The sequence below is a fragment of the Pandoraea commovens genome (assembly GCF_902459615.1).
Taxonomy (GTDB): Bacteria; Pseudomonadota; Gammaproteobacteria; order Burkholderiales; family Burkholderiaceae; genus Pandoraea; species Pandoraea commovens.
The window spans coordinates 1-13,959 of record NZ_CABPSA010000009.1 but is presented as its reverse complement, the minus strand read 5'-3'; the positions used below and the strand labels follow the sequence as shown (position 1 = coordinate 13,959).

Genomic DNA, 13,959 nt, shown 5'->3' with positions numbered 1-13,959 from the left:
CATGCAATGTAGGGAAGCGTGTTGCGTTTTAAACGGCAATGCGCTTCACATTGGTGCAGCGGTGTGAGGATGTGGGGATCAGTACTCTGCGTCGAGTCCGTCCTGCACCTGTTCGGCCGCGCGCAGCACGGCGCGCGCCTTGTTCTCCGTTTCTTGCCATTCCGATTCGGGCACCGAGTCGGCTACGATGCCAGCGGCGGCCTGTACGTACAGATTGCCGTCCTTCACCACGCCGGTGCGAATCGCGATGGCGACGTCCATCTCGCCGCCGAACGACAGATAACCTACCGCGCCGCCGTAGAGGCCGCGCTTGACCGGTTCGAGTTCGTCGATCAGTTCCATTGCACGCACCTTCGGTGCGCCGGTGAGCGTGCCAGCCGGGAAGGTGGCGCGCAGCACGTCGATATTCGACAGGCCCGGTTGCAGACGACCTTCCACCGAACTCACGATGTGCTGCACGTGCGAGTACTTCTCGATGACCATCTTGTCGGTGACTTCGACGGTGCCGGTCTGCGCGATGCGGCCCACGTCGTTGCGGGCCAGATCGATCAGCATCACGTGTTCGGCGATTTCCTTCGGATCACCAAGCAATTCCTTCGCCAGTTCGGCGTCGCGCTCGGGCGTCGCGCCGCGCGGACGCGTACCCGCGAGCGGACGAATCGTCACGATCTCGTGTTCGCCGTCGGGCGTCTGACGACGTTCCTGACGCACCAGAATCTCCGGCGATGCGCCCACGACCTGGAAGTCGCCGAAGTTGTAAAAGTACATGTACGGTGACGGGTTGAGCGAGCGCAGCGCACGGTAAAGCGAGAGCGGGGCGTCGCGGTACGGCTTGATGAGGCGCTGGCCGACCTGCACCTGCATCAGTTCACCGGCGGCGATGGCTTCCTTCGCCTTGGCGACGGCGGCCAGATAGTCCGGCTTGGCGAATTCGCGGAAGGTCTCGGTGCGCACGCTGCCGGACGTGACGGGGGCGTCGACCGGCGCTTTCAGGCGCGCGCGCAGCTCGCGCAGACGCAGGCGTGCTTTCGAATAGGCTTCCGGCTGCGTGGGGTCGGCGTAGATGATGAGGTAGAGCTTGCCGGTCAGGTTGTCGATCACGGCGAGTTCTTCGGTGAGCAGCAACTGGATGTCCGGCAGATTCAGGTCGTCGCGCGGCGCGGTGTGCGCGAGCTTCTTCTCGATGTAGCGCACGGCGTCATAGCCGAAGTAACCGGCGAGGCCACCGCAGAAACGCGGCATGCCCGGGCGCAGCGCCACTTTGAAGCGCGCCTGAAACTGGGTGATGAATTCGAGCGGGTCGCCCTCATGCGTCTCGACGACGGCACCGTCGCGCACGACCTCGGTCTTCGGGCCGAAGCTGCGCAGCAGCGTATGGGCGGACAGGCCGATGAAGGAGTAGCGGCCGAAGCGCTCGCCCCCGACGACTGACTCCAGCAGGAAAGTGTTCGCCCCGCGCCGGTCCCCCAACGCCAGCTTGAGATAAAGCGACAGCGGGGTGTCGAGATCGGCAAAGGCTTCTGCGATCAGCGGGATGCGGTTGAAGCCCTGATTGGCCAGCGATTTGAATTCGAGTTCGGTCATGTTGCACTCTGCCTGCAAGTTTGCCGGCGGGCGGTCCCGCAGAATCGGCGTGGATTGGCGTTGAGAATACCTGAGTCGTGTCGGGGTGGGATGTGCTGACCCACGTCGCGGCGTACCGATCCGCAGCGAACCCGCGCGCGTCGACGATGCGACAACGAAGGTTCGACGAAAGCTGAGGAAACGATGCGTCTCGACGAATCCGCACGCCGTACGGGACGGCGCGCCGATTGATGACTTCTTGGGAACAACAACGATGCAAGAAACGGGTTGCCGAAGACGAACTTCGGCGGTCCCGGCCACCCCTTTGGGAAGGGTTCAGCAGGACCAGCGTCGCCAGGGCCAGGCCCCCCGGTCGATCACGCTAAGACTCCGTTTCTTGTTCAGGAACATTGCTTGAATGCAGTGTGGAAGATGACGAATTCAGTTCGCCAGTGCGGACGTCGCTTTGGGCAGAATCGCCCGGGCAGCGCCCAGAATTGAGGCGACTATACCATCCGTGTCGATCGTTTGTATAGATTCGCCATGGTTGTAGCCGTACGGCACCGTGAGCGAGCGGCAGCCCGCAGCGCGCGCGGCCTGCGCGTCGTTACCGGAGTCGCCGACGAGCACCGTTTGTGCGGGTGCGACACCGAACGCTTCACACGCTTTGACGAGCGGCATCGGGTCCGGCTTGCGCTTGGGCCACGAGTCGCCACCGTACACGAGGTCGAACTGATCGCTCAGGCCGTAGTGTGCGAGCAGGTCGACCGCGAAACGATGCTGCTTGTTCGTGATGCAGGCCACCGGCAGACCGGCTTCGCGCAACGCGGCCAGCCCTTCGCGCACTTCGGGATAGAGCACCGTGTTCTCGCCGTTGATCGACGTGTAGACGGCTTCGTACTTGTCTTGCGCACGGTCGAACAGCGCGTCGATGTCCGACTCGGGAAAACGTACGGCAAGCGTCTTGCGCACGAGGTTGGCCGTGCCCTTGCCTACGAACGTCATCAGTCGCTCGACCGGCACCGGTTCGGCGCCGAGGTCGGCGAGCATGGCGTTCAGTGCGACACCGAAGTCGCCTGCGGTGTCGACGAGCGTGCCGTCGAGGTCGATCAGCACCGCGCGGATGCCGTCCAGCTGAAGATGCGGATTCTGGATCATGCGACGCTCGCGAGTTGGGCGCGCATCTGATCGATTACCGCCTTGTAGTCGGGTTTGCCGAAGATGGCCGAACCGGCGACGAACGTGTCCGCGCCTGCCGCCGCGATTTCGGCGATGTTGTCGACCTTCACGCCGCCGTCGATTTCGAGACGGATCTCACGGCCGGTCTCGGCGGTGTACGCGTCGATACGGGCACGCACGGCGCGCAGCTTGTTGAGTGCTTCCGGAATGAACGACTGACCGCCGAAACCGGGGTTGACCGACATGATGAGCACCATGTCCAGGCGATCCATCACGTGGTCGAGGTAATGCAGCGGCGTCCCCGGGTTGAAGACGAGACCGGCCTTGCAGCCGTTATCGCGAATCAGGCTCAGCGTGCGGTCCACGTGTTCCGAGGCTTCCGGGTGGAACGTGATCAGATTGGCACCGGCCTTGGCGAAGTCGGGCACGATGCGGTCGACCGGGCGCACCATCAGATGCACGTCGATGGGCACGTCCACGTGCGGGCGAATGGCTTCGCAGACCATCGGGCCGATCGTCAGGTTGGGAACGTAATGGTTGTCCATCACGTCGAAGTGAATCCAGTCGGCGCCCGCCGCCACGACGTTACGGACTTCTTCGCCCAGCCGGGCAAAGTCGGCGGACAGGATGCTGGGGGCGATACAGAATTGCGTCATGGCAGGGCAGGGGGAAGGCGTCAAAAGCGCTATTTTAAAGCTTTCACATGACGCTTGCCCGTTGCGTGCCGGAGGCCCCGGCCGGAAAGCCTTTCCGTGGCATACGGCGAGCGGACGTTCCGGGGGGGCGTTTGGTGGGCGTTCGAAGGGCATTCGAAGGGCGTTTGCTGGTTGCGACCCGCGACGACTTGCCGCAGAATGCCTTGCAAAACGGGACAGCATTTATGTTTTTCGCCTGTCACGCTGCTGGAACCCGCCGTAGTCCCATAAGAGTCAGACCAGAACAACATCAGAGAGCACGCATGCGCTACAGGAACACCCGATGAGCCAGTACGAATTTACCGTCACCGTGCGTCCGCAGTACCTCCCGGAACAGTCGGAACCGGATCGGCGGCAGTTTGCCTTCGCCTACACGATCACCATCCGCAACAGCGGCGAAGTGCCGGCACAGCTGATTTCGCGTCACTGGGTGATTACCGACGGCGACAACAAGGTCCAGGAAGTGAACGGGCTGGGTGTGGTTGGCCATCAGCCGTTCCTCCAGCCGGGTGAACAGTTCGAGTACACGAGCTGGGCGATGGTCGCCACGCCGGTGGGCACCATGCGCGGCGATTATTTCTGTGTGGCGGAAGACGGCACGCGCTTCGAAGCGCCCATCGCGGAATTCGCGCTGACCATGCCGCGTACGCTGCACTGAGCCGGGCATGCGCGCACCGTTGGCGTGGTTCGACAGACTGGCGCGTCAGCGACGGTCGTCGGACCAGTCTTCCTTCTTGAGCGGGTCGCCGGACGCGTCGCGTGGGTCCACGGGGTCCACAGTGTCGCTCGGCATCGGCCGGGTGGCGCGCATCTGGCGAACTCTGCGTCCGGGCGACGGCTTGCGTCGCAGGATCACGATAGCGGCGACGATCACGATCGCCAGCAACACCTCCGGCAACACCAGCAAGGCCGGATATTCATCGAACAGATTACTCATGACGCTCTTCCTGAATGTGTTCGGGCGGTGGCGCGCTGGCCGGGGCCTGGCGCTCGCCGCGTTTGCCGCATTGCTCTATGGTTGTTCGAGTGTGCCTCCGTCGACCCCGTCGCGTCCAGGCGTTCCGCCGTCGAATGTGGCAACGCCCCCGTCCGGTGCAGGTCGCATGCAGGCCGTGACATGGGCCGATGTCGACGGCTGGCAGGACGATTCCCTGATCGGCGCGCGTCTTGCGCTGGCCCAAACCTGCGTGAAGCTGAGCCGTCAGGCGAAGTGGCAACCGGCCTGCCGGGCCTCCGAGCAGCTTGACGATCTCGACGCGGCCTCCGTGCGTCAATTCTTTGAGCAGTACTTTACGCCGTTTCGCATCGCGAACTCCGATGGGACGCAGACGGGCCTGATTACCGGTTACTACGAACCGCTGCTGCACGGCTCGCGCGTGCGCACCGGGGTCTACCAGACGCCGCTCTACAAATGGCCCGCCGGACGCAAAGCCGGATCGCTTCCCGCCCGCGCCGAACTGATGCGCAGCGGCATGTTGCGCGGTTACGAGCTGGTGTACGTCGATGATCCTATCGAGGCGTTCTTCCTGCAAGTGCAGGGGTCCGGCCAGGTCGTGCTCGACGACGGTTCGATCATGCGCGTGGGTTACGGCGGCAACAACGATCAGCCGTACAAGTCGATTGGTCGCTGGCTGATCGATCGCGGCGAGATCACCGCCGCGCAGGCGACGATGCAGGGCATTCGCGCCTGGGCGCGCGCTAACCCGTCGCGCGTCGATGCGTTGCTCGACGTGAACCCGCGTTTCGTCTTCTTCCGCGAGATGCCGAACCACGGCGTGGGCGGCATCGAAGGCCCCATCGGCGCGCTGGGTGTGCCGTTGACGGCAGAGCGCTCCATTGCCGTCGATCCGGCGTCGATCCCGCTGGGTAGCCCCGTGTTCCTGTCGACGACGCGTCCGCCGTTCGGGCCGCAAGCCAATTCGCCGATCAACCGGCTGATGTTCGCGCAGGACACCGGCAGCGCGATCAAGGGTGGCGTTCGTGCGGACTTCTTCTGGGGATTGGGCGACGATGCAGGCGATCTGGCCGGACGCATGCGTCAGAGCGGCAAGATGTGGGTGTTCCTGCCGAACCAGTAAGCCGGATCGCTTCCGATAAGTCTGGCAAGTTCCGACGTCCAAGAAAAAGCCCGCGAAGGTCGCGGGCTTTTTTCATGCTGACGAGCGGGTGCTAATGGCTTAGCGCGGGCGCTTGTCCACAACCCGGCGTGCTTTGCCGACGGAGCGCTCGATGCCGCCGACTGGCTTCACGCGCACCGCGCACGACACGCCGATGAGCGTCTTGATGTCGCGCTTGAGTTCACCGCCGGCCGCTTGCAACGCAGCCGCGTCGTCGCATCCGACGGCCGCCTCGACGTCTACCGCCATCGTGTCCATCGGGCCTTCCTTATCCAGAATGATCTGGTAGTGCGGGGAAAGCACCGGCTGACGCAGCAGCAATTCTTCGATCTGCGACGGGAAGACGTTCACGCCGCGAATGATCATCATGTCGTCCGAACGGCCGGTGATCTTCTCCATGCGACGCATCGTGCGCGCCGTACCCGGCAGCAAACGCGTGAGATCGCGCGTGCGGTAACGAATGATCGGCAGCGCTTCCTTCGTGAGCGACGTGAACACCAGTTCGCCGAACTCGCCGTCGGGCAGCACTTCACCCGTCTCCGGATCGATGATTTCGGGATAGAAGTGATCTTCCCAGATGGTCGGACCGTCCTTCGTCTCGGCGCATTCGCACGCCACGCCCGGGCCCATCACTTCCGACAGACCGTAAATGTCGACGGCGTCGATGCCCATGCGCTTTTCGATGGCCGTGCGCATGTCGTTCGTCCACGGCTCTGCGCCGAAGATGCCGATGCGCAGCGACGATTCCGCCGCCACGATGCCCTGACGTTCCAGTTCGTCGGCAATCGCGAGCATGTAGCTCGGCGTCACCATGATGATGTCCGGCTTGAAGTCCTGAATCAGTTGCACTTGCTTCTCGGTCTGACCGCCGCCGAACGGGATCACCGTCAGGCCCGCGCGCTCTGCGCCGTAGTGGGCACCGAGACCGCCCGTGAACAGGCCGTAGCCATAGCTGATGTGCACCTTGTCGCCGCGACGCGCACCGGAGGCGCGAATCGAGCGCGCGACCAGATCGGCCCACGTGCTGATGTCGTTGGCGGTGTAGCCCACGACCGTCGGCTTGCCCGTGGTGCCCGAGGACGCATGCACGCGCGAGACCTGTTCCATCGGAACCGCGAACATGCCGAAGGGATAGCTGTCGCGCAGATCCTGCTTCGTCGTGAACGGGAACTTGGCCAGGTCGGCCAGCGAGGTCAATTCGTCCGGGTGGACGCCGGCCTCGTCGAACTTCCGGCGATACACCGGCGAATTCTCATAGGCATGCCGCAGCGTCGTCTTCAGTCGGTCGAGCTGAAGGGCGCGCAGTTCGTCGAGGCTCGCTTTCTCGATCGGCTCGAGCGGCAAGGCGGTGGTCATGACTGTCTCCTTGGGGTCTTGCTTCTTACGCTGATACGTTGATTACCTTGCGCGCGCCCGAGCCCGGGTGCGCGTATTACTGAGTATGGCCGGGCCTCGTCAGACGACGCTGCCCTTGATCTGTGCGGACTTGCCGCGGAACATCGCCACCACTTCACCGGCGTTGTTCGTCAAACGAATGTCGTAGATGCCATGACGCCCCGAGAGCACCTGCTCCTGCGCTTCGGCGGTGAGCGTGTCGCCGCCCGAGACCGGCTTGAGGAACTCGATACTGCAACCGGCCGCCACCGTCACGACGTTGTAGCTGTTGCAGGCGAACGCAAACGTCGAATCGGCCAGCGTGAACATCAGGCCGCCGTGGCAGATCGCGTGACCGTTGAGGAATTCGTCGCGAATGCGCATCGTCATACGGGCATAGCCCGGACGCACTTCCTGCAACTCCATGCCCAGCCATTGGCTCGCTCGGTCGGTGCTGTACATCGCTTCGCCCGTAGCGTGGGCGAGTTCTTCCGGCGTCATATCGCCGACGGCTTTGGCGGCGGAGGTTTGGCTCATCGGGGTTCCTCTTGTGTCTCGTCTAATCTTGTTATGTCGTGGTCTCTCGCGCGGCGCGTGTGGTTTTGGCGTTCGGTGTGCGTCGCTGCTGGTTCTGCTTTTCCTTGGTCCTGCGTGCCTTCAGCTTGCTTGGTGCTTCGTCTGTGCTTGGTCTGTGCTTCGTCTGTACTTCGGCGGAGGTCAGCGGCCTTCGAACTTCGGCGCGCGCTTTTGCAGGAACGCGTTCACGCCTTCCGCATAGTCATACGACGCGCCCAGCGAGCGTTGTCCGTCGCGTTCCAGATCCAGTTGCTGATCGAGCGTGTTGGTTGCCGAGGCGTAGAGCGCTTCCTTGATGGTTGCGAGCGCCTTCGTCGGTTGTGTGGCCAGTTGCGTGGCGAGCTTTTGGGCTTCGGACAACAGCACGTCGTCGTCGACGCAGCGCCAGATCAGGCCCCACTGTTCGGCCTGTTCGGCCGAGAGCTTGTCGCCGAGCATCGCCAGCCCCATCGCGCGGGCCATGCCGATGCGTTGCGGCAGGAACCACGTGCCGCCGGTATCCGGCACAAGGCCGATCTTCACGAACGCCTGCACGAAGTTGACGGAAGCGCTGGCCAGCACGATGTCGCACGCCAGGGCGAGGTTCGCACCTGCACCTGCGGCGATGCCGTTCACCGCAGCAATCACCGGCATCGGCATGGCGCGCAGTTTGCGCACGAGCGGGTTGAAGTTCTCGTCGATCAGCGCGCCGAGGTCGGTCGATGCACCCGGCGTGAAGTCCAGATCCGCCAGATCCTGCCCGGCGCAGAAGCCCCGGCCTGCACCGGTCAGGACAATGGCGCGCGCGCCCTGTGCCTGAGCGGTGTCGAGGGCGTCGCGCAATTCCGCATGCATCTGCCGCGTGAAGCTGTTGAGCTTCTCGGGGCGGTTGAGCGTGATCGTGGCGACGTTGTCTTGCAGCGTCAGTTGAATCGTGGCGGTCATCGGGGGCTGTCTCCGGGGTCTCTATATATAGAAGGGGTATCGCTCAGACGCGCTCGATGGCGATGGCGATGCCCTGACCCACGCCGATGCACATCGTGCACAGCGCGAAGCGACCGCCCGTGCGGTGAAGCTGATACATCGCCGTCGTCACCAGACGCGCGCCCGACGCACCCAGCGGATGGCCCAGTGCGATCGCGCCGCCGTTCGGGTTCACGCGGGCGTCGTCGTCGGCGAGGCCGAGTTGACGCAGCACGGCCAGGCCCTGACTGGCGAACGCTTCGTTCAGTTCGATGACGTCGAACTGGTCGAGCGTCATGTTCAATTGCTTGAGCAGCTTGACCGTAGCCGGGGCCGGGCCGATGCCCATGATGCGCGGTGCGACACCGGCGGTTGCCATGCCGAGCACGCGGGCACGCGGCGTGAGGCCATGCAGCTTGGCGGCGCTTTCGCTGGCGAGCAGCAGGGCGCACGAGCCGTCGTTCACGCCGGAGGCGTTGCCGGCGGTAACGGTGCCGTCCGCGCGAACCACACCTTTGAGCTTGCCCAGCGCTTCCATGCTCGTGGCGCGCGGATGTTCGTCATGTTCCACGACGATGGCGTCGCCCTTTTTCTGGGCGATCGACACCGGCGTAATTTCCTGTGCGAGCGTGCCGTCGGCTTGCGCGCGCGCGGCCTTCTCCTGGCTACGCAGCGCGAAGCGGTCCTGATCTTCGCGATTGATCTTGAAGTCGTCGGCCACGTTCTCCGCCGTCTCCGGCATCGAGTCGACGCCGTACTGCACCTTCATCAGCGGGTTGATGAAGCGCCAGCCGATGGTCGTGTCGAAAATGGCGGCCTGACGCGAGAACGCGCTGTCGGCCTTGCCCATCACGAACGGCGCGCGCGTCATCGATTCGACGCCGCCTGCGATCATCAACCCTGCTTCGCCCGCTTTGATGGCGCGCGCGGCGGTGCCGATGGCGTCCATGCCCGAGCCGCACAGGCGGTTGAGCGTTGCGCCCGGCACGTCGATGGGCAACTCGGCAAGCAGCGACGCCATGCGAGCGACGTTGCGGTTGTCTTCACCTGCCTGATTGGCGCAGCCGTAAATGACGTCGTCGATCAGTGTCCAGTCGACGTTCGGGTTGCGCGCCATCAGCGCCTTGAGGGGGATTGCACCGAGGTTGTCGGCGCGAACGTCCTTCAACGCACCGCCGTAACGGCCGATGGGGGTGCGGATCGCGTCGCAGATGAAGGCTTCGGTCATGGTGTCTCGTTCCTGTCTTGGCTTGGGGCGGGAAGATCGGTCGCGGGCGTCTAAGCGCTGAAGCGCAGGGGCCGTGCGACGGTGAGTGACTATGGTAGTGACTTACCGTCGCATTTGCGTGAGGGGTTTCCCGTCCTCTCTATATAGATGTGACTTAACTGGACGTGAATCAGGCAGCGCCCGCTTCGGACTTGGCTGGCACATGGTGACGGCTTTGCACGACGCGGAAACGGTTGGCGACGAAGGCCGCATCGGCCAGGCTGGCGTTTGCTGCCGGGTTGCCGCCCGTGCCGTGGTAGTCCGAGTACGCCGCCGATTGGTTGACGAACACGCCGCCGGTCAGGTTGAGCGACAGGGCGACGCGGCCTTCGATGGCGGCGTCGAGTGCCAGTGCTTCGCCTTCCGGCGTCGTCGTGTAGGCCGCAAGCGTGAGGGCGCCGTGCTGCGCGGCGGTGCGTCCGGCCAGCGCGAAAGCTTGCTCGCTGCTGTCGACGGCGATTACGAACGTGACCGGGCCGAACCATTCGCGGGTGTAGGTGGCTTCGTCGGCGACGTCGAGCGCGACGATCAGCGGCGTGCGCACGCGTGCACCGGCGAAGGCCGGGTGTTCGAGCGTCTGGCTGTCGAGCACCACACGGCCGACCTTGCGGGCTTCGTCGATGCGGGCGATGACGCCTTCGTTCTGGATCGCGCCGAGCAGTTCTACGGCCTTGGCCGGATCGCTGCACGTCTTCTGAACGCTACCGGCAATGGCGGCCACGACTTCATCGAACGAGACCTTGCCGTCCGGCGTCTGGATACCGTCGCGCGGGATGTAGATATTCTGCGGCGCGGTGCACATCTGGCCCGAGTACAGCGCGAGCGAGAAGCCGATGTTGCGGGCCATGCCCTTGAGGTCGTCCGTCGAGTCGATCACGATCTGGTTCACACCGGCCTTCTCGGTGTAGACCTGCGCCTGACGCGCGTTGACTTCCAGCCAGTCGCCGTTGGCGGTGCTGCCGGTGAAATCGATCACGCGCACTTCGTCGCGCTTCGCGAGTTGCTGGACGGTGGCGCCGTCGTTCGGGTTGGTGGCGGCGAGCGTGACGACATCCGGATCGAAACCGGCTTCCTTGAGCACTTCACGCGCGATCTTCACGGTGATGGCGAGCGGCAGGATTGCGCCCGGATGCGGCTTGACGACAACGGCATTGCCGGTCGCGAGGCTGGCGAACAGGCCGGGATAGCCGTTCCATGTCGGGAACGTGCAGCAGCCGAGCACCAGCGCCACGCCGCGCGGCACGACGGTGTAACGCTTTTCCATCGCCAGCGGCGGGTTCTTGCCCTGCGGCTTTTCCCAGTAGGCGTTAGCCGGAATGCGGCGCAGTTCGTCCCATGCGTAGGCCACGGCTTCGAGACCGCGATCCTGCGCGTGCGGGCCACCGGCCTGGAACGCCATCATGAAAGCCTGACCCGTCGTGTGCATCACGGCGTTGGCCATTTCGAAGCTACGTGCGTTCAGGCGTTTGAGGATTTCGAGCGAGACGCCGACCCAGGCGTCCGGCGTGGCGGCGCGCCACGACTTGTGGGCATCCTTCACGCGGGCGAGCAGGGCGTCGATTTCGAAACCGGGGTAAGTCGTGCCGAGCGCAAAGCCGAACGGCGAAGCTTCCTGGCCGACACTGCCCGTGCTGCCGCGCTGCTCCAGCGGGAAGGCGGCGTTCAGATACTGTTTGAAAGCGGCTTCGCCATCGGCGGCGGCCGTCTCGCCATAAGCACGCGGGCTCGGCATTTCCGTGAACGGGCTCCAGTAACCACGCGTGGCGATGGCCTGAAGGGCGCGCTCGAGAGTCTCTTGGTGTTTGGCGAAGAGGGGATGAGTCATGGTTGTGGATCTGTCCGTGTCGGGATGCGGCTGGCGGATTCGCTGTCTTGCGCGCAAGTTCGTGGCTCGCGCGGCAAGACGCAGGGGACGGCACCGGGTCGTCTGACTAATCGTTGTCGTCGATTCGACGTCAACATTAATTAACCGACCGGTTGGTTTGTTAATATAGCACCAAATCTTCCGGGCGTGGCACACGATGATGCCGGGTTTTCCCCGACGGATCCGCGCATGCGAGCTGTGCGGCTGAAGCGGGCGCGCCGAGTGCAGGGCGGGCGGCCGGTTCGCGGGATGCATCGTCGGATGCCGGTGGCTGTCGCTCCCGATTTCTCGGACTTTGTCCCGACATTGGACGACTTGCGGCCTCCGATCTGCGTTGCGGAACGAAAGGTGCGTGCCCGGGGGATCAATGGCATCATGCCTAACCACTGCAGTCGACGCCCCGCGAGCCGCACACCCAGGCCCACGCAGAGCGCCGCAGCGCCGTTGCAAACCGATGGCGCGCCCATCGCCTTATCTGTTTCTGGCGGATGCCCGGGTGTCGAGCCCGAGTCACCGCTGACCCCCGAATCACAAGACGAGACTTTGACTGGAGGAGTAAGAGGATGACGTACGAGAACATTCTGGTGGAGACGCGCGGCCGCGTCGGTCTGATCACGCTGAATCGTCCGAAGGCGCTCAACGCGCTGAACGACGCGCTGATGGACGAACTGGGCGCTGCGCTCACCGCGTTCGATGCCGACGAAGCCATCGGTTGCATGGTGATCACCGGGAGTGAGAAGGCGTTCGCCGCCGGCGCCGACATCGGCATGATGTCCAAGTACACGTTCGCCGACGTCTTCAAGGGCGACTACATCACGCGCAACTGGGAGACGGTGCGCCGTATCCGCAAGCCGGTCATCGCTGCCGTGTCGGGATTCGCGCTCGGCGGCGGGTGTGAGCTGGCCATGATGTGTGACTTCATCATCGCTGCGGACAACGCAAAGTTCGGACAACCGGAGATCAAGCTTGGGGTGATTCCGGGCGCGGGCGGTACGCAGCGTCTCACGCGCGCCGTGTCGAAGGCCAAGGCCATGGACATGTGCCTGACTGCGCGCTTCATGGATGCCACCGAAGCTGAGCGCGCCGGCCTCGTCTCGCGCATCGTGCCGCTCGATAAGCTGCTCGACGAGGCGATCGGCGCAGCCAACACCATCTGTGAATATTCGCTGCCGGTCGTCATGGCCGCAAAGGAAGCCGTCAACCGCGCTTTCGAGTCGACCCTCGACGAGGGCGTGCAATTCGAGCGCCGCATGTTCCATTCGCTCTTCGCGTTGGAAGACCAGAAGGAAGGCATGGCGGCGTTCGTCGAGAAGCGCAAGCCGGTTTTCAAGCATCGCTGATCTATTGAGAAAAGCCGGGGCGGCCGCCGTTGGGGAGGTCGTCCTATGATAGTCTGCCGGTTTTTTCAGCAAGGGACGAAACGATGTCGATGAAACGACGTGCATTTGCGCTGGCCTTGGTGGTGGCCTCGGGGCTGCTGTTGAGTGCCTGCGGGAAGAAGGAAGAATCGGCTGCGGGCCGGTCGGTCGGGCCGGACGGCTCGCAACCTGTGTACGTCGTCGGATCGGACGCCGCCTATGCGCCGTTCGAATTCGAAACCGATACCCGGCAGATCGCCGGTTTCGATATCGATGTGATGAAAGCCGTCGCCGATAAGGCGGGCATCTCCATCCGCTTTATCAATACGCCGTTCGAAGGCATCTTCAATTCGCTTGTGCAGGGCGACCGCGACATTCTGATCTCTGCGATCACGATCACGGACGAACGTAGCAAGCAGATGGATTTCTCGAAGCCTTACTTTGAGGCATCGCAGTTGATTGCCGTGCCGGCGAACTCGACCGTACAGAAGTTCGACGATTTGAAGTCGATGAAGGTCGGCGTGCAGACGGCGACGACGGGCGATGAAGTTGTGCAGAAGCTGATGGGCAAGAACAATCCGTCGGTCAAACGTTTCGAAGGCACCCCGCTGGCGATGAAGGAACTCGAAGCGGGTGGCGTTGATGCGGTGGTCGCAGATAACGGTGTGGTGGTGAACTTCATTGCGAATAATCCGAATGCCAAGCTTCGCACGGTCGCTGACAGCAGCTTCCCGAAGGAGTACTACGGCATTGCGGTGCGTAAGGGCGATGCCGAGCTTCTGGCCAAGATCAACAAGGGTGTCGATGCGATCAAGGCGGACGGTACGTATGACGCCATCTACGAGCGGTACTTCGGTAAGAAATAGCCCCGAAGTCACGTGGCATACAGCGCCGGCAGGCGCTGTATGAAATGAAAAAGCCCCGTCACGACGGGGCTTTTTCGTGGGTTTTCAAATTATTTTCACAAAGTGCTTGCCAGCGTTCCGGGTTTTCACTAATATTCCGTCTCTCGCAACGACAGCGA

13 protein-coding genes are annotated in these 13,959 nt (G+C 63.5%); 4 read left to right on the top strand and 9 right to left on the bottom strand.

Going from position 1 to position 13,959, the window contains the following annotated elements; genetic code table 11:
- Positions 1-78: 78 nt before the first annotated feature.
- The 3 genes from trpE to rpe form a co-directional block, all read right to left on the bottom strand.
- On the bottom strand, positions 79-1,584 hold the full coding sequence (gene trpE, locus PCO31010_RS21890; RefSeq protein WP_046289899.1) for an anthranilate synthase component I: 1,506 nt from the start codon (positions 1,582-1,584) through the stop codon (positions 79-81).
- A gap of 420 nt (positions 1,585-2,004) precedes the next feature.
- Positions 2,005-2,721 (bottom strand): phosphoglycolate phosphatase, encoded by a 717-nt coding sequence (locus tag PCO31010_RS21885; protein WP_150666146.1) that lies wholly within the window; start codon positions 2,719-2,721, stop codon positions 2,005-2,007.
- A complete protein-coding gene (gene rpe / locus PCO31010_RS21880; protein ID WP_010808649.1) occupies positions 2,718-3,398 on the bottom strand; it encodes a ribulose-phosphate 3-epimerase in 681 nt (226 codons plus the stop codon). The genes PCO31010_RS21885 and rpe overlap by 4 nt, the downstream gene beginning before the upstream one ends.
- 322 nt (positions 3,399-3,720) lie before the next feature.
- Between rpe and apaG the strand changes: the two genes are divergently transcribed.
- Entirely contained in the window at positions 3,721-4,095 is a 375-nt protein-coding gene (gene apaG / locus PCO31010_RS21875) for a Co2+/Mg2+ efflux protein ApaG (RefSeq protein ID WP_150666145.1), read from the top strand.
- Positions 4,096-4,140: 45 nt separating this feature from the next.
- Here apaG and PCO31010_RS21870 read toward each other — a convergent pair whose 3' ends face one another.
- On the bottom strand, positions 4,141-4,374 hold the full coding sequence (locus tag PCO31010_RS21870) for a hypothetical protein (protein ID WP_150666144.1): 234 nt from the start codon (positions 4,372-4,374) through the stop codon (positions 4,141-4,143).
- Between PCO31010_RS21870 and mltA the strand changes: the two genes are divergently transcribed.
- Positions 4,373-5,515 (top strand): murein transglycosylase A, encoded by a 1,143-nt coding sequence (gene mltA, locus PCO31010_RS21865; protein WP_150666143.1) that lies wholly within the window; start codon positions 4,373-4,375, stop codon positions 5,513-5,515. The genes PCO31010_RS21870 and mltA overlap by 2 nt on opposite strands.
- 99 nt (positions 5,516-5,614) lie before the next feature.
- Here the strand turns inward: mltA and paaK are convergent, their stop codons facing one another.
- The 5 genes from paaK to paaN form a co-directional block, all read right to left on the bottom strand.
- Positions 5,615-6,910 (bottom strand): phenylacetate--CoA ligase PaaK, encoded by a 1,296-nt coding sequence (gene paaK / locus PCO31010_RS21860; protein ID WP_150666142.1) that lies wholly within the window; start codon positions 6,908-6,910, stop codon positions 5,615-5,617.
- A 99-nt stretch (positions 6,911-7,009) separates the two neighbouring features.
- On the bottom strand, positions 7,010-7,465 hold the full coding sequence (paaI, locus tag PCO31010_RS21855; RefSeq protein WP_425495027.1) for a hydroxyphenylacetyl-CoA thioesterase PaaI: 456 nt from the start codon (positions 7,463-7,465) through the stop codon (positions 7,010-7,012).
- A gap of 180 nt (positions 7,466-7,645) precedes the next feature.
- A complete protein-coding gene (paaG, locus tag PCO31010_RS21850) occupies positions 7,646-8,428 on the bottom strand; it encodes a 2-(1,2-epoxy-1,2-dihydrophenyl)acetyl-CoA isomerase PaaG (protein WP_150666141.1) in 783 nt (260 codons plus the stop codon).
- A gap of 43 nt (positions 8,429-8,471) precedes the next feature.
- The gene (gene pcaF, locus PCO31010_RS21845; RefSeq protein WP_150666140.1) at positions 8,472-9,674 is read right to left on the bottom strand and encodes a 3-oxoadipyl-CoA thiolase; all 1,203 of its coding nucleotides are present in this window, start codon (positions 9,672-9,674) and stop codon (positions 8,472-8,474) included.
- Positions 9,675-9,843: 169 nt separating this feature from the next.
- Positions 9,844-11,538 (bottom strand): phenylacetic acid degradation protein PaaN, encoded by a 1,695-nt coding sequence (paaN, locus tag PCO31010_RS21840; RefSeq protein WP_150666139.1) that lies wholly within the window; start codon positions 11,536-11,538, stop codon positions 9,844-9,846.
- Between the two features lie 602 nt (positions 11,539-12,140).
- On the opposite strand from paaN, the gene PCO31010_RS21835 reads away from it, so the two are divergent.
- Together PCO31010_RS21835 and PCO31010_RS21830 are read left to right on the top strand one after the other, a co-directional pair.
- Positions 12,141-12,917: an enoyl-CoA hydratase gene (locus PCO31010_RS21835; protein WP_150666138.1), complete on the top strand. Its 777-nt coding sequence runs from the start codon at positions 12,141-12,143 to the stop codon at positions 12,915-12,917.
- Positions 12,918-13,000: 83 nt separating this feature from the next.
- Positions 13,001-13,801, top strand: a complete 801-nt coding sequence (locus PCO31010_RS21830; protein ID WP_046289888.1) for a basic amino acid ABC transporter substrate-binding protein — start codon at positions 13,001-13,003, stop codon at positions 13,799-13,801.
- Positions 13,802-13,959 lie beyond the last annotated feature (158 nt).